We start from the raw sequence: 14,927 nt of genomic DNA on the forward strand, positions 1-14,927 counted from the left end.
TGTTTTGTGATAAGAAAGATGGGGTTCAGACGACCTTTATAAGTATCCGTATATTGTCAAGGTTTGGTCTTTTATTTCAAATTCGTATTGCCCACGCTCCCGTATGGCTTGGGTCAGGCGAGCCGCGCAGACATCAGGAGGCAGGACTGTTTCAATATATTCGATTTCGGACAACTTCAGCGGGCCGGCAATCCAATCATCACTGTAACCGCGTAAATCTTCCGAATAAGTTTCCAAACGCATATCATACATCCGCTCATCGCCCAACATTTTGGCTTTGGCAAACTGTTGCCCTGTTTCTGCAAAAACCACATCGAAAATTTTTTGCCATTTGCTGTCATTCATCAGCCACGCTTTGCCCGTTCTAATTGAAGCAATGCGCCTGTTGTGTCTCCGTTGCGCTTCACTATCCATTATGCAGCCCCGCTTCGGTTTTCAGACGACCTTCCTGCGCCGCCCTGTCTGGTTCCAGCCACGCCGCGCCGCATTCGGTCAGCGCGTTACGCCAATGTTCCAGCTTTTCCGAAAGGTCGTCTGAAAGCCCCTGTTCCGCCAGAAGCTGCACCACCGCGCCGCCCTGCGCCGCTTCCGAAAGCCGCACAATCTGCCGCAGCACGCCCCGGTCCGGCACAGTTTGGGCGCGTACGCCGATAAGCAGTTGCGCCGGTTTCTGCTTCAACTCCGCTTCCAGTGCGGCAACCTGTTCCCGATTGGCGGCAACGCCTTTATCCAGCCATTCCTGCGCCAGCCTGCCCGTAAACCATGTCCCTTCGTGCCATTCGGTCTCCAGCATGACTGCCCACTTGGGCGCGTCGTTCAAGACGATTTTCGGCGAAACGGCGGACACGGTTTCGCGGCGCGTATCCGCATCGACGATTTGCGTCTGCCAGCGGCGGATGACCGCCTGATAATAGGGCTTTTCCAAATCCAAGCCGTTTTCGCTTGTTTTCAAAAGGATTTTACACACTACCCAAGCCAAGAGGCGCGGCAGGATGCCGTAGCAGACGATACTGCCGACCAGCAGCCCCGACCAAGCCCGCGCATCGGCGATGTTGCCGTTCAGACGACCTTCAACTACCGCCCGCGCATCGGGGACAGGGAAACCGAGTTTCGACGGCAGCCATGCCAACATTTCCACCAGCCGTACCGAAGACGAATCGCCCAACAGCGTGCTTTCCCAGTTGAACGTATATTGCCGCACCAAAAGCAGCAACAATACCGACACCAGCATTCCGAGCAGCGTGCAGAGCCACAGGCTGTGCGACGTTGCGCCTATTTTCCAACGTACCGAAGGTTGCCGCCACTCGTCCGCATACAGCCGCAACACCGCCTGATTGACAGGGTCTTTGCCCCGAAACCACGTCGCCGGACTGCTGAAAAACCGCCCCACTTTCACGCGCAGGAACAACGTTGCCAACCATACCGCCAACATCAGCGTATTCATGCCCAACACGCCCGCCAAAATCAGGAAGAAATTCAGCCCTTGGCTGTCCATCAGAAGATACGCACCGGAAAAACCGGTAAAAAATGTAAACATCGCTGCTGCCAGCCACAACCAGAACGACCCCGCACGCACACGTTCCAACGTGTCCCGCAGCATACGGTTCCTGTCGATCATCTCCGCCCGACGGATGATTTTTTCCTCCGTACTGCCGTCCACGCGGCGCAAAGCCTCCGTCGCCTGTACGGGATCGCCGCTGAAAATAAAACCGCCTTCTTCCAAAATACGGACCAGCTCAACCAGTTTTCGGGATGGATTCAACATAAAATGCCGTCTGAAAATAAAAAAACAGATTTTAACACACGCATTTTCAAGAATATTCACAGTGTAGGCAAAGAGTAAATCTCACACAGGGGCAAAAGTATCGGCGTAAACTGACTGCCTCTACTTTCCCGAAAGATTGTGCGATGTATGCAGGCGAACGCTTCAATACTTACAGCCATTTGAGCGGTTTGATTCTGGCGGCGGCAGGTTTGGCGCTGATGCTGCTGAAAACCATAGGACACGGGGACGGCTACCGTATCTTCAGCGTATCGGTTTACGGCATCAGCCTTCTTCTGCTCTATTTGAGTTCCTCGCTGTACCACGGAATTGCAGCCGGAAAACTGAAAAGCATTTTGAAAAAAACCGACCACTGCATGATTTATGTGCTGATTGCCGGAAGCTACACACCGTTTGCACTGGTTTCTTTGAGAAACGGGCCGGGCTGGACGGTATTTTCACTGTCCTGGCTGCTGGCGGCTGCAGGAATCGCACAAGAACTTACCATCGGACGGAAAAGCGAAAAACGACTGCTGTCTATTGTGATTTATGTCGTAATGGGCTGGATGGTCTTGGCGGTAATGAAATCCCTGACAGCCTCACTCCCGTCGGCAGGACTGGCTTGGCTGGCGGCAGGCGGTATACTGTACAGCGTCGGCATTTACTGGTTTGTAAACGATGAAAAAATCCGACACGGGCACGGAATCTGGCATCTGTTCGTATTGGGCGGCAGCATCACCCAATTTGTCAGCGTGTACGGTTATGTAATCTGAATGCCGTCTGAAAAGCAAAACCTCCCGATCCTGAAGATTGGGAGGTTTTCTGTTTGCCGGACATTATTGTTTGTCGTGGAACTCGTGGAATTCATACTGATAGGACAAATCCCGACCCGCTTTTTTCTGTGCCAAATAATCATCATAAATGGCACGGATTTCCTTACGCAGCAAGAATAAGGCAATCAGGTTGGGGATAACCATAAAGCCGTTGAACATATCGGACAGGCTCCAAACCAAATCGACTTTGCCGAGCGTACCCAAAACAATGGCAAACAGAACCAATGCGCGATAGATGCCCAAGTGTCTTCCCCTGAAAAGAAAACGGATGTTGGACTCGCCGAAATAATACCAGCCGATAATGGTCGTAAAGGCGAAGAAGGTCAGACACACGGCAAGCAATTGCGAACCGAAGCCCGGAAATGCCTTGTTAAAGGCAAATTGAGTAACCGCCGCGCCCTGTTCGCCCGAAAGGTTGGCATCAGTCAGCAGGATAATCAATGCCGTTGCCGTACATACCAAAATCGTATCGATAAACACACCGACAAATGCCGCCATACCTTGCTGCACAGGGTGCTTCACATCCGCGGTTGCATGTGCATGCGGGGTAGAACCCATCCCCGCCTCATTGGAAAACAGACCGCGCGCCACGCCGAAACGTATCGCTTCGCGCATACCGATACCCGCAGCACCGCCCAAAACGGCTTCGGGATTGAAGGCGGCGGTAAAGATGTGGTTGAACATCGGCACAATATGGTCGGAAAATTCAAACAGGATAACGACGGCGCACAAAATATAAACAACCGCCATAAACGGCACGACAAATTGGGCAATATTGGCAATACGGTTCACGCCGCCAATCACAACCATGCCCGCAAGGACGGCAAGCACAATACCGACTGCCAAAGAAGGCACATCAAATGCAATGGTAACGGCAGAAGCAATGGAGTTTGCCTGTGTCGCATTACCGATAAAGCCCAACGCGACAATCAGCGCGATAGAGAAAAAGCCCGACAGAAAACGCGCCGCGCCCCTGCCGATTTTCGGAGTCAAACCGTGCGTAATATAAAACGCGGGGCCGCCGATGTATTTGCCGTGGCTGACGACGCGGTATTTCTGCGCCAGCAGTGCTTCCGCAAAAATCGTGGACATCCCCAAAACGGCAGAAAGCCACATCCAAAAAATCGCGCCCGGCCCGCCTGCGGTAATGGCAGTCGCCACACCGGCGACGTTGCCCGTACCGATTTGCGCGGATATAGCAACCGCCAACGCCTGAAACTGCGATAAAGACTTATCGTCTTTATCGCCTTTGGCAAACAAGCCGCCGAATACAGATTTGAATCCCGCACCCAGCTTGGTAATCTGCGGCGCACCAAGATACAGCGTAAAAAACAGGCCGATACCCAAAAGCGCGTAAATCAGCAGGTAGTCCCAAAGGAACCGATTGACTGTACCCACCAGAACAGACAATATATTTTCCATAAAATAAACCTTATCTTACGATTAAAATGACTGCTTTCCCCAAGACATTCCAATAAGGAAACACGGCGAGCAGACCGTATTTGCCGCAACAGATGCCTTCAATTGTCAACAATCGGGGAGAAGCTGTGCCATCATACCGTAAAATATCGTTAATTAAAACATTTCTTTATTTTTAAGCGGAAAGCGGAGGAAATCGCTTTCAGACGGCATCGACAACGGCACGGCATAAAACAGGATATTTTGGGTACTTGCAACTTATGTTAAAATGCCGACCGTAAAAAATCTGACAAAAACAGATTAATTATTTGAAATATGAAAGGAAATCTATGGCAGGCCATAGCAAGTGGGCGAATATCCAGCATAAAAAAGCCCGTCAAGATGCCAAACGCGGCAAAATCTTCACCCGTTTAATCAAAGAAATCACCGTTGCGGCGCGTATGGGCGGCGGAGATCCCGGTGCCAACCCGCGCCTGCGCCTGGCTCTGGAAAAAGCAGCCGAAAACAATATGCCCAAAGACAACGTACAACGTGCCATCGACAAAGGTACGGGTAACTTAGAGGGTGTGGAATACATCGAATTGCGCTACGAAGGCTACGGCATCGGCGGTGCAGCGCTGATGGTGGACTGCCTGACCGACAACAAAACCCGCACCGTTGCGGACGTACGCCATGCGTTCACCAAAAACGGCGGTAACTTGGGTACCGACGGCTGCGTAGCGTTCAACTTCGTACATCAAGGTTATTTGGTATTTGAACCCGGGGTTGATGAAGACGCGCTGATGGAAGCGGCTTTGGAAGCCGGTGCAGAAGACGTGGTTGCCAACGACGACGGTTCCATCGAGGTCATCACCGCGCCAAACGATTGGGCGGGCGTGAAATCCGCTCTCGAAGCGGCGGGTTACAAATCCGTTGACGGCGACGTAACCATGCGCGCCCAAAACGAAACCGAACTCTCCGGCGACGATGCCGTCAAGATGCAGAAGCTGATTGACGCGCTGGAAGATTTAGACGACGTACAAGACGTTTATACTTCTGCCGTACTGAATTTAGACTGATACCGTATAGCACAAGCATCCGACAATGCCGTCTGAACCTTTCAGACGGCATTGATTTATTTAGCCCTTGCCCACGCCCACCAAACCGTCAGAACAACCGCCAGAAAATACGCCGCACTCCAAACAGGCAAAGCGACCCCGAGCAGATAATCCGGTTCGGCACAATTTCCGAACCCGCGCACGACAGGCTCGAACCAATCAAACAAAGGCCAGCCCTTCAATCGAAACGTCCACGGCGCACCGCATGAAGGAGCCGTACCCGGCGGCAGCGACTGCAGCCACAACTGATATGCCGCAACAGAAATACCCGTAACGGCCGGAATGCTGATAAAGACAGCACCGAACAAACCGCCCGCCCTTCTTCTTGGTCTGCACATCAGGACAATTGCCGCACATAATGCGGTTGCCAAAACGCATAACCGCTGACTGATACACAAAACGCAAGGCTCCATACCCAAAATATACTGTGCCGCCAAAGAACCGGCAAATGCACAGACCGAAACGGCAAACAGCAGCCAAACGGCTTTTCTAAATAACGGGGTCATTTTCTCAACACACCAATCAAAATACCGATATGCCGATTTTGCTGGATATATCCCGAGATGGCAAGGGACGAATCGACACCGGACAGGTGCGGACGATTTCGGTTTTACCTGATATGCATAAAACCTGACAAGGGACAAAACGGCGATTTGCCCGCACAATGCCCGCAAAAAAATACATCCGGAGGATTTGAATTTCGGCAAATTTAGCGAATCAAAAGCAACAGCCGATAAAGAAAAATCAAAAGTTTATTTCAATGAAAGCATATGATTTTTTTGAATAAGCGGATTGCCGGGCTTTTGAGGGAATTTGTTACCGGATAGCCATCGGGCAAGTTTTTTGCAAAATTTGAATCGGTCGGGTAAATTTTCAAAAAATAATTGACAGCAGATAAGAAACGGCGGATAATTACCGCCGTTGAGTTGCTTGATGCAGCTTGATTTTTCTCCTCTATTTCTCCTTTGTAGACTTGGCACACATTCAACCGAATGTGTGCATTTTTTATCTCCGCTTTTTTTGAAATTTAATTACTTTTATTGTTTGAAATTCCATTCTTTAAGAAATTTAACAAGAAAAACGCTTGCTTTTTGACCGGAAAAGCTGCATAATTCATTTCGTTAGCTGGTTCGAGTAGTCAGTTAATAGTTTCTCCTCTATTTCTCCTTTGTAGACTTGGCACACATTCTATTGAATGTGTGCATTTTTTTATCTGAAGCAACAAGCCTCTGTGCGTGATGTTGTTATGTTTCATTTAGGTGTCAAACCGCATATCCGGTCTGAAATATTCAATCCAAATCCAAAACCGGATTTTCTTTGACCTCCTCCATCACAACATAACTCCTACTCTCCGAAGCGGCAGGAAGTTGTAACAAAATATTGCCGAGCATATCCCGATAGGCAGACATATCGGGCAAACGTACTTTAATCAGATAGTCGTATTCGCCCGACACCAAGTGGCATTCCATAATTTGCGGAATTTTCAGCACTTCTTTTTTGAAATCTTCGAAAATATTGCCCGATTTGGATTGCAGCTTCAGCTCGACAAAAACCAATAGCGGTTTGCCCAACAGATGGGGATTGAGGTGGGCGTGATAGCCGGAAATATAATGTTCCCGCTCCAAACGGCGCACCCTCTCTGTAACGGGCGTGGTGGACAAGCCTACCTTCTCGGCAAGCTCCGTCATCGGGATGCGGGCATTCTGTTGAAGGATCTTAAGGATGCGGAAATCGATTTTATCTAGTTCTTTCATTTGGATTGCCTTGTATTTATTATTGATTTTAACAAATAGAGTATAAATTTGGGAAAGCGATTATATCAGGAAAAGCAAACCGCCTTCCTACCTGAAAACTGCTGCTTCGGCTTGAAGACACAAGGGTCTTTAATATTTTAAAAGCCTTGCCGTTGGATTATAATTCCCTAATTGATTTCTTAATTTTGCTAATAAACACTTGTTTGGTAAGGAATGAATTTATGCGCCCTTTGAACGTGCAGATCAGGTTGGGCAACCTTAGGCACAATTATCAGATTTTGAAGGAAATGCACGGAGGCAAGCTATTGGCGGTAGTGAAGGCCGACGCATACGGACACGGTGCGGTCAGATGTGCTTTCGCGCTGGCAGACTTGGCAGACGGCTTTGCCGTGGCGACAATCGACGAGGGAATCAGGCTGCGGGAGAGCGGCATTACCCATCCGATTGTCCTTTTGGAAGGCGTATTTGAAGCATCGGAGTACGAAGCGGTCGAGCAATACTCGCTTTGGCCGACAGTCGGAAACCAATGGCAGCTTGAGGCTTTGCTTTCCCGTCATTGGAAAAAACCTGTCAAGGTCTGGTTGAAAATGGATTCAGGGATGCACCGTACCGGATTTTTCCCTCATGATTACGCCTCGGCATATGCGGCATTGAAGCAGTCGGAATATGTGGACAGTATTGTCAAGTTTTCGCATTTTTCCTGTGCGGACGAACCCGAAAGCGGTATGACGGAAATACAGATGGAGGCATTCGATTTGGGTACGGAAGGGCTGGAAGGCGAAGAAAGCCTTGCCAACTCCGCCGCTATTTTGAATGTTCCCGAAGCACGCAGGGATTGGGGGCGCGCGGGCTTGGCGTTATACGGCATTTCCCCGTTCGGAGGCAGCGATGACAGGCTGAAACCCGTGATGAGGCTTTCAACCCGTATTTTCGGCGAACGCGTTTTACAGCCGCACTCCCCTATCGGTTATGGCGCAACATTTTATACCAGCAAATCTACGCGCGTGGGTCTGATTGCCTGCGGTTATGCGGACGGTTATCCGCGCCGCGCCCCAAGCAATTCCCCCGTCGCCGTCGACGGTAAATTGACCCGGGTCATCGGCAGGGTCTCTATGGACATGATGACCATCGAGCTGGACGCTTCGCAAGAAGGTTTGGGACACGAGGTCGAACTGTGGGGCGATACGGTCAACATCAATACCGTTGCCGAAGCGGCCGGAACCATCCCTTACGAATTGATGTGCAATATCAAACGTGCAAAATTCACTTATATCGAGTAATCGAGTCCAAACGAAAATGCCGTCTGAAGCCTTTCAGACGGCATGAATGCATTTTGACAAAATCAGTAAAAGACATTGCCAAATAGAAAATACTGATAATGCCCACAATCTGAAACCCCATCCTTCCCGCAAAAACGGAAAATCAAAATCAGAAACCTAAAATTTCGTCATTCCCGCGCAGGCGGGAATCCGGTTTTTTGAGTTTCCGTCATTTCTGATAAATTCTCGTCGTTTTTCATTTCTAGATTCCCGCATGCGCGGGAATGACAAAATTAAAGTTTCAGAATTTATTTGAACAACAAACTAGATTCCCGCTTTCGTGGGGATGACGGCGGATGGTTTTTTGTTGTTTCGGATAAATTCCTGTTGTTTTTTTTTTGGTTTCTAGATTCCCTCCTTTAAAAGAATGACGTAAGAAAGCAGAAATAAGGACACAGGGATTTTTTAAATTTGCAATATTCTTTTCTAAAGACATTTTACCCAATGCCCATAAACAAAAATGCCGTCTGAAGCCTTTCAGACGGCATTTCCCCATCAAAACCGCAATCAGTTTTTCATCGATTGAACCGGAGCCGGGATTCTGCCGCCTCGGTTGACGAACACTTCGCACGAACCTTCTTTTACCGGCATTACAGGCGCGTAGCCCAACAAGCCGCCGAACTCGACGCTGTCGCCGACGGTTTTACCCGTTACCGGAATAATGCGCACGGCAGTGGTTTTGCTGTTGATCATGCCGATGGCGGCTTCGTCGGCAATGATGCCGGAAATGGTGTGCACGGGCGTGTCGCCGGGAACGGCAATCATATCCAAGCCGACCGAACAGACGGCGGTCATCGCTTCAAGTTTGTCCAGCGTCAGCACGCCTGCTTCGGCGGCGGCAATCATACCTTCGTCTTCGGAAACGGGGATAAACGCGCCACTCAAACCGCCAACCGTGCTCGAAGCCATCATGCCGCCCTTTTTCACGGCATCATTCAGCAATGCCAAAGCTGCTGTTGTGCCGTGCGTACCGCAGACGCTCAAGCCCATTTCTTCAAGAATGCGCGCCACCGAGTCGCCAACGGCAGGGGTTGGTGCCAGCGATAAATCGAGAATACCAAACGGGATATTCAGCATTTTTGAGGCTTCGCGGCCGATGAGTTCGCCCACGCGGGTAATTTTGAAAGCGGTTTTCTTCACAACTTCGGCAACTTCGGTCAATGTCGTTGCATCCGAATTTTCCAACGCGGCTTTGACCACGCCCGGCCCCGATACGCCGACATTAATCACAGCATCCGCTTCGCCTGAGCCGTGAAACGCGCCCGCCATAAACGGATTGTCTTCCACCGCGTTGCAGAACACGACGATTTTGGCGCAGCCGAAACCTTCGGGCGTGATTTCAGCAGTGCGTTTGATGGTTTCGCCCGCCAATCTGACCGCGTCCATATTGATACCGGCACGCGTGCTGCCGATATTGATGGAACTGCACACGATGTCAGTCGTCTTCATTGCTTCGGGAATGGAGCGGATCAGCACTTCGTCCGAAGGCGACATACCTTTTTGCACCAGCGCAGAAAAGCCGCCGATAAACGACACGCCTATCGCTTTGGCAGCTTTATCCAAAGTTTGCGCCACGCTGACATAGGAATCAGCATGGGTAGCCGCCGCGATTTGGGCAATCGGCGTAACGGAAATGCGCTGATTCACAATCGGTACGCCGTATTTGGCAGACAGATATTTTGCCGTCTCCACCAAGTCCTTACCGACTGTAGTGATTTTGTTGTAAATGTTTTGGTTTAACACGTCGATGTCGGTGCTGATGCAGTCGTGCAAATCAATGCCGATGGTAATAGTGCGGACGTCAAAATGCTGGTCGGCAACCATGCGGATAGTTTCGAGGATTTCGTTGGAATGGACTTGGGACATTTTTGGGGATTCCTTGTTGAATGGGTTTTATTTGGTGCAGGCTGCCTGTGATTTATTTTTGTTCTGAGACATAATGCGGTGTTTCTTCTACTGCGGCAAACAGTTTACCGTCCGCATCCCATAAGGGTTGGTAACAGGAATCGCAGTATGCCGCTTCGTGATTAGCGTATGGAGGCGGCTCGCTTATGGCCAAATCCCATGCCGCCAGTTGGCCGCAGGCGGGGCAATCGACCGTATATAAGATGAAATTTGCCGCCTTATTCAGACTCTGGAAGGCCCAAAAATCAGATTGGATTTTTTCCAAACTTTTGCACGCGTTGCTCGAAACAATAAACACAGTGTAGTCATCGCTACCGCTTTCCAAAAGCATCAGCCGCATTTTTTTCCGTTTGAGTTTACTGTCGAAATAGTCGAAAGCAAAGGGCAAAAAATCGCCATTTTTCCAATTTTGACCAAATTCTTTGTCGAATTTTTTATATAAATCATCGGGTTTTTCTTTTAGTATTTCTTTGCCGAACGCCACCAAACGTTCATTGATAAATTGATAAAGCTCACCCTGTCCACTTTCTCCTTTCCAATCTAAAAAGAGAAAAATACGGTTTTGATACAGGGCTTCCCGCAATATTTCGTTTTGAGAAGCTGATGGCAGCAGCGCAGTATATTCGTTTTCGGTAACAATTTTTTGCAGTATTTTTTCGGGTTTCATTGAAATATTCTCGTATTTTGGTATTTTGAAATGCAGACTGCCTGTATTTCCTTTTGCTTGGATTTGTTTTTACCGCCCAACCACTACCGCAACATCAGCCGTTTGACAAGCACAAACACAGGAAGCGACAGCAAAAACGCCAAAAATCCGTGCTCCACGCTCTACACTTTGAACGACACGGTATCACTTTGTTATCGATCACGATTTGGTAGCGTGCAGTCATAAAAGCATTGGCATCTAATCGGTTATTTACGTAAAACAGCTCGAACGTGTCGGGTGGCAGGCAGGTCTATTGTAAATATACGCCTTCATGGTCGCGCAACACAGTATCTTCGCGCACCAAAGTTTCGATGCTTTTTCACCGGTTTAGAGGTTGGCGCAGGGTTATCATGGTGGAACTCCTTCTTTTCAGTCAGCCTGAACGGCCGGTAACGATGGTATCTCTGCCCTGTTCTCCAACACATTCAAAGCAGCCTGCACTTTGAAAACTAGAGTGCAGGCTGCTTTTTTCAGATTCGGTGCATGGCTTGAAAAATTTCTTCGTTTTGCATACGGATATCAAGCGCGAGTTTTTTGCTCTCTTCCGCAAACAAATCTAAAACCTCCTGCCGCGATTTGGTGCATTTTGAAGTGTCCACCAAAATAATCATGGTAAAAAAATCATCCATCAGTTGTTGGCTGATATTGAGAATATTGATTTGGTTTTCCGCTAAAATTTTGGAAACGTCGTACACAATGCCCACACGGTCTTTGCCGATGACGGTGATGACTGAATTATTCACGAAGCTTTCTCCTTGCAGATATTCATTAAAAGCCAAAATTATATACCACTGCTAAATTTTCAAGAAACAATGCCATCAATCTGCACATATAAGAATGCCGTCTGAATATATTTCAGACGGCATCAAATTTAGGGTTCGATTAAATAACCATCCTTATCCCACTGGGTTTTCCTAACCAACTTATCATCCTGATAAACAGCTTCGCTCTTTTTAGAACCATCTTCATACCACTCTAAGACTACTCCATTACGTTTATGATGATGGATAGACAGTTCCGAGAGTAATCGACCGCTTTCATCCCATGTCAGAATCTTGGCTGGCTCATCATTAACCATGACCATTTCCGTCTTGATATTGCCATCAGCATACCATTGTTTCCATACGCCGTTTGCCTTATTTTGTTTAAACTGGATTTCGCTTTCCTTGCTGCCATTACGGTAATAGCGGTATCCCGTACCCTCACTCAAGCCATTTTTATAAGGCATAACTGCAGATTTTTTACCGTTCGGATACCAGTTGACCCATTCACCATCCGGTTTACCCTTACTGAAACTTCCCGTCATCTTTTTTTGACCATTAAAATGCCACAAAATCAACATGCCATTTTGCAGGTTAGGTACAAAAGATTTGATTTGCGTTGAAGCAACAATATAAGGTTCGGAATATTTCTTCATCGACGGATAATAAAAATCCTGAGCATGAGCAATACCAGACACCACACTATATTGCCTGATATAAGCCGCAGATGACATCGTTGCCGTCAGTTTCCCGTTCTGATTAAAATAAACAGAATAGGTCTGCGCCGGCAAAGCGGCCGAAAAACCCAACAGTACGATTGAAAATACAATCCGAGATAATTTTTTCATTATGGTAGCGATATAAAAAACAATTAACTTATAAACAATATGGTAAGGATTTCTCTGCCAAGCGTCAAACCTGAGACAACGTATCGTAAAAATGCCGTCTGAAAACAAATCGTCTTCAGACGGCATTCTCCTCCAACTCACTCTTCACCCAATAACTGCTCGCGCGTCAAGAGGAAAACAAAACCATCGCCTCCGCTGGTTTCCAACCAAGTAAAAGGCAACTCCGGATACGCTGCTTCCAATACATCCCTGTTATGCCCGATTTCCACCAGCAATACACCTTTAGGATTCAGAAACTTTGCCGCATTCAGAAGAATTTGTCTGGTGGCATCCAATCCGTCCGCCCCGCTGCCCAACGCCAATTCCGGTTCGTGCAAATACTCTTCAGGCAATAACTCAACCGATTCCGCATCGACATAAGGCGGATTGGAAACAATCAAATCATAAGTGCCTTCCAGTCCCTCAAATAAATCGGTATGAATAAGCTGGATGCGTTCTTCCAGACCATAATCTTCAATATTGATCCCTGCAACTTCCAAAGCATCCAAACTCACATCGACCGCATCAATTTGGGCATCAGGATAATGATGCGCCATCTGAATGGCAAGGCAACCGCTTCCGGTACAAAGATCCAAAGCATTATGCACCAGCTCATCGTATTCTATCCAAGGTCTAAGTCCGTCACCCAGCAATTCATAAATGAAGGAACGAGGTACGATTACGCGCTCGTCCACATAGAAATCAAACTCACCCTGCCAGGCCTGCCGCGTCAAATAAGCGGCAGGAATATGTTCGACGGCACGCCGCTCAATAACCGCCAACACTTCCTCTTTTTCAGCTTCCAAGAGTTTTGCATCAAGATATGGGGCAAGCATATCCAAAGGCAAATTCAAAGTATGCAGAATCAAATAAACTGCTTCATCATGCGCATTATCTGTTCCATGACCAAAAAAGAGCCCTGCCTCATTAAAACGGCTGACTGCAAAACGTAAAACATCGCGGATAGTCGTCAATTCTTGTGCGGTCTGATTAAACATAATATGAACCATTCTGCGTATAGATGCTTTTAATTATAACAGAAACAACAAGCAAACCTTTTCATATCGCCAAATAACCACTCAATCTACCCATACATCTACATAAATGCCCGCGCGAAAACCATCTCCCGAACGAAAACGGCAATGGCGGACGGTATAGGCAACCTGATAGGCTGGGAGGAATCGGGGCTTGTTGAGGGCAAGCAGTGGATAACCGCAAAAGACGACAAGATGTCCGATGTCTGCAATGCCAACGGCGAGATGGGCGTAATCGGTTTGCACGAGCCTTTCTCACACGGTGCGTTGACGATACCGGGGCATCCAAATTGCAGGTGCGCGGTTGTTCCCGTTGCCGGGCGGACGGGCAAGCTGGCGAAAGGCAGCCGCGCGATGAAAACGGGCGATGGACGGCAGGTGAGGTTGTTTCCGTATCGGGCGGCGAATTGGGGGAATTTGCTGAAACAAAGGAGCTTCGTAAAGCGACTATGCAGTATGCGCGGGATAACTTTGTCGGCAAAAGCTATGTCAATGAAAGCAGCGGGCATGAACTGAAGGTAACATGTCAAGGTGTGAAACACGCTGCGTCAAAGGCAAATCAGGCGGAATTATCCATCATGACAAACCTTGATGACTTATTGCGCTACGCAAAATATGAATGTTCTTATCCGGATAGGAAAGGTCGCCCTGATATTATTGCAGCACATAAGTATCGTGCCGTTGCCAAAGTTGGGAATGAGTCTTTAAATGTCGGCGTGATTGTAAGGGAGTTTCCAGACGGTCATAAACATTACAACTATTTCATCTTGAAGGATGAATAAAGCCCCTTTTGCAGTGTAGCTCTGGAGCGGATACCGTTAAGGCAAGTACGCTTCCAGCCTTGCAAAAGGGCTTTAAATTCATCATACTATTTATACATACAGGAATAAACCAATGACGAAGTTATACGCAGAAATCGCCAAGTTGGAGGCGCAGGACGACGGCACGGTCAAAGTTTGGGGCTATGCCTCAAGCAAGGCGGTCGATTCGGACGGTGAAATCATCGCAGCGGCAGCTATGAAGGCAGCGATTCCAGATTATATGAAGTTTGGCGCGGTGCGCGAGATGCACGGCTCAAACGCGGCGGAAACGGCGATTGAAATCAACGTCGAAGACGACGGCAGAACCTTTTTCGGTGCGCATATCGTCGATCCCGTTGCCGTGGCGAAAGTCAAAACAGGCGTTTACAAAGGCTTTCCCATCAGCGGCAGCGTTACCTCCCGCGATGATTTGAACAAGTCGCAAATCACAGGCCTGAAGCTGACGGAAATCAGCCTTGTCGACCTCCCTGCCAATCCCGATGCGGTGTTTACCTGCTTTAAGGCGGACAAAGGTGCGGAAGCGGTAAACAACGATACAGAACATAATGCTACATATTTTAGCCATTTCCCTTCCAAACAAAAAAGCACCGGCGGCGGCCGATGCCCCTTCCCTTACAGGTTCCCCTATT

At 48.4% G+C, this 14,927-nt stretch carries 16 protein-coding genes and 1 pseudogene; 5 read left to right on the forward strand and 12 right to left on the reverse strand.

The window, feature by feature from the left end:
* Nucleotides 1-36 precede the first annotated feature (36 nt).
* The gene (locus tag RDY34_RS09450) at nt 37-345 is read right to left on the reverse strand and encodes a toxin-antitoxin system protein (RefSeq protein ID WP_308033880.1); all 309 of its coding nucleotides are present in this window, start codon (nt 343-345) and stop codon (nt 37-39) included.
* 61 nt (nt 346-406) lie between these two features.
* A complete protein-coding gene (locus RDY34_RS09455) occupies nt 407-1,765 on the reverse strand; it encodes a DUF2868 domain-containing protein (protein ID WP_308073788.1) in 1,359 nt (452 codons plus the stop codon).
* A gap of 143 nt (nt 1,766-1,908) precedes the next feature.
* On the opposite strand from RDY34_RS09455, the gene trhA reads away from it, so the two are divergent.
* Nucleotides 1,909-2,535 (forward strand): PAQR family membrane homeostasis protein TrhA, encoded by a 627-nt coding sequence (gene trhA / locus RDY34_RS09460; protein ID WP_308073790.1) that lies wholly within the window; start codon nt 1,909-1,911, stop codon nt 2,533-2,535.
* 63 nt (nt 2,536-2,598) lie between these two features.
* On the opposite strand, the gene RDY34_RS09465 is transcribed toward trhA, so the two are convergent.
* Nucleotides 2,599-4,017, reverse strand: a complete 1,419-nt coding sequence (locus RDY34_RS09465) for an alanine/glycine:cation symporter family protein (RefSeq protein WP_308075066.1) — start codon at nt 4,015-4,017, stop codon at nt 2,599-2,601.
* A 326-nt stretch (nt 4,018-4,343) separates the two neighbouring features.
* Here RDY34_RS09465 and RDY34_RS09470 point away from each other — a divergent pair, with 326 nt between their 5' ends.
* Nucleotides 4,344-5,072 carry a YebC/PmpR family DNA-binding transcriptional regulator gene (locus tag RDY34_RS09470; RefSeq protein ID WP_002238219.1) on the forward strand — a complete coding sequence of 243 codons (729 nt, stop codon included), beginning with the start codon at nt 4,344-4,346 and terminating at the stop codon, nt 5,070-5,072.
* 56 nt (nt 5,073-5,128) lie between these two features.
* On the opposite strand, the gene RDY34_RS09475 is transcribed toward RDY34_RS09470, so the two are convergent.
* Both RDY34_RS09475 and RDY34_RS09480 read right to left on the reverse strand, forming a co-directional pair.
* On the reverse strand, nt 5,129-5,617 hold the full coding sequence (locus RDY34_RS09475) for a disulfide bond formation protein B (RefSeq protein WP_003754534.1): 489 nt from the start codon (nt 5,615-5,617) through the stop codon (nt 5,129-5,131).
* A 783-nt stretch (nt 5,618-6,400) separates the two neighbouring features.
* A complete protein-coding gene (locus RDY34_RS09480; RefSeq protein WP_002216720.1) occupies nt 6,401-6,865 on the reverse strand; it encodes an Lrp/AsnC ligand binding domain-containing protein in 465 nt (154 codons plus the stop codon).
* Between the two features lie 221 nt (nt 6,866-7,086).
* Between RDY34_RS09480 and alr the strand changes: the two genes are divergently transcribed.
* Entirely contained in the window at nt 7,087-8,145 is a 1,059-nt protein-coding gene (gene alr, locus RDY34_RS09485; RefSeq protein ID WP_308075286.1) for an alanine racemase, read from the forward strand.
* A gap of 280 nt (nt 8,146-8,425) precedes the next feature.
* On the opposite strand, the gene RDY34_RS09490 is transcribed toward alr, so the two are convergent.
* The 7 genes from RDY34_RS09490 to RDY34_RS09520 form a co-directional block, all read right to left on the reverse strand.
* The gene (locus RDY34_RS09490; RefSeq protein ID WP_308074782.1) at nt 8,426-8,620 is read right to left on the reverse strand and encodes a hypothetical protein; all 195 of its coding nucleotides are present in this window, start codon (nt 8,618-8,620) and stop codon (nt 8,426-8,428) included.
* A gap of 71 nt (nt 8,621-8,691) precedes the next feature.
* On the reverse strand, nt 8,692-10,050 hold the full coding sequence (locus RDY34_RS09495; RefSeq protein ID WP_308074781.1) for a PFL family protein: 1,359 nt from the start codon (nt 10,048-10,050) through the stop codon (nt 8,692-8,694).
* 52 nt (nt 10,051-10,102) lie between these two features.
* A complete protein-coding gene (locus RDY34_RS09500; RefSeq protein WP_308074780.1) occupies nt 10,103-10,756 on the reverse strand; it encodes a DUF6630 family protein in 654 nt (217 codons plus the stop codon).
* Nucleotides 10,757-11,265: 509 nt separating this feature from the next.
* On the reverse strand, nt 11,266-11,538 hold the full coding sequence (locus RDY34_RS09505) for an ACT domain-containing protein (RefSeq protein ID WP_003680574.1): 273 nt from the start codon (nt 11,536-11,538) through the stop codon (nt 11,266-11,268).
* A gap of 128 nt (nt 11,539-11,666) precedes the next feature.
* Entirely contained in the window at nt 11,667-12,404 is a 738-nt protein-coding gene (locus tag RDY34_RS09510; RefSeq protein WP_308073799.1) for a toxin-antitoxin system YwqK family antitoxin, read from the reverse strand.
* 137 nt (nt 12,405-12,541) lie between these two features.
* Nucleotides 12,542-13,441, reverse strand: coding sequence for a 50S ribosomal protein L3 N(5)-glutamine methyltransferase (prmB, locus tag RDY34_RS09515; protein WP_308073797.1), 900 nt, complete (start codon nt 13,439-13,441; stop codon nt 12,542-12,544).
* Between the two features lie 81 nt (nt 13,442-13,522).
* Entirely contained in the window at nt 13,523-13,723 is a 201-nt protein-coding gene (locus RDY34_RS09520) for a hypothetical protein (protein WP_162013444.1), read from the reverse strand.
* A 50-nt stretch (nt 13,724-13,773) separates the two neighbouring features.
* Between RDY34_RS09520 and RDY34_RS09525 the strand changes: the two genes are divergently transcribed.
* Together RDY34_RS09525 and RDY34_RS09530 are read left to right on the forward strand one after the other, a co-directional pair.
* Nucleotides 13,774-14,259, forward strand: coding sequence for an LPD3 domain-containing protein (locus RDY34_RS09525; RefSeq protein ID WP_301005508.1), 486 nt, complete (start codon nt 13,774-13,776; stop codon nt 14,257-14,259).
* 112 nt (nt 14,260-14,371) lie between these two features.
* Nucleotides 14,372-14,927: pseudogene (locus RDY34_RS09530) on the forward strand (HK97 family phage prohead protease); the annotation flags it as partial.

Origin of the sequence: Neisseria polysaccharea, assembly GCF_963392925.1 — a bacterium.
In the GTDB taxonomy this organism is placed as follows: Bacteria; Pseudomonadota; Gammaproteobacteria; order Burkholderiales; family Neisseriaceae; genus Neisseria; species Neisseria polysaccharea.

What these genes read in the sequence shown, in the direction of transcription:
- RDY34_RS09450 (WP_308033880.1), bottom strand. Translation starts at nt 345, where the DNA reads ATGAATGACAGCAAATGGCAAAAAATTTTCGATGTGGTTTTTGCAGAA.
- RDY34_RS09455 (WP_308073788.1), bottom strand. Translation starts at nt 1,765, where the DNA reads ATGTTGAATCCATCCCGAAAACTGGTTGAGCTGGTCCGTATTTTGGAA.
- trhA (WP_308073790.1), top strand. Translation starts at nt 1,909, where the DNA reads ATGTATGCAGGCGAACGCTTCAATACTTACAGCCATTTGAGCGGTTTG.
- RDY34_RS09465 (WP_308075066.1), bottom strand. Translation starts at nt 4,017, where the DNA reads ATGGAAAATATATTGTCTGTTCTGGTGGGTACAGTCAATCGGTTCCTT.
- RDY34_RS09470 (WP_002238219.1), top strand. Translation starts at nt 4,344, where the DNA reads ATGGCAGGCCATAGCAAGTGGGCGAATATCCAGCATAAAAAAGCCCGT.
- RDY34_RS09475 (WP_003754534.1), bottom strand. Translation starts at nt 5,617, where the DNA reads ATGACCCCGTTATTTAGAAAAGCCGTTTGGCTGCTGTTTGCCGTTTCG.
- RDY34_RS09480 (WP_002216720.1), bottom strand. Translation starts at nt 6,865, where the DNA reads ATGAAAGAACTAGATAAAATCGATTTCCGCATCCTTAAGATCCTTCAA.
- alr (WP_308075286.1), top strand. Translation starts at nt 7,087, where the DNA reads ATGCGCCCTTTGAACGTGCAGATCAGGTTGGGCAACCTTAGGCACAAT.
- RDY34_RS09490 (WP_308074782.1), bottom strand. Translation starts at nt 8,620, where the DNA reads ATGTCTTTAGAAAAGAATATTGCAAATTTAAAAAATCCCTGTGTCCTT.
- RDY34_RS09495 (WP_308074781.1), bottom strand. Translation starts at nt 10,050, where the DNA reads ATGTCCCAAGTCCATTCCAACGAAATCCTCGAAACTATCCGCATGGTT.
- RDY34_RS09500 (WP_308074780.1), bottom strand. Translation starts at nt 10,756, where the DNA reads ATGAAACCCGAAAAAATACTGCAAAAAATTGTTACCGAAAACGAATAT.
- RDY34_RS09510 (WP_308073799.1), bottom strand. Translation starts at nt 12,404, where the DNA reads ATGAAAAAATTATCTCGGATTGTATTTTCAATCGTACTGTTGGGTTTT.
- prmB (WP_308073797.1), bottom strand. Translation starts at nt 13,441, where the DNA reads ATGTTTAATCAGACCGCACAAGAATTGACGACTATCCGCGATGTTTTA.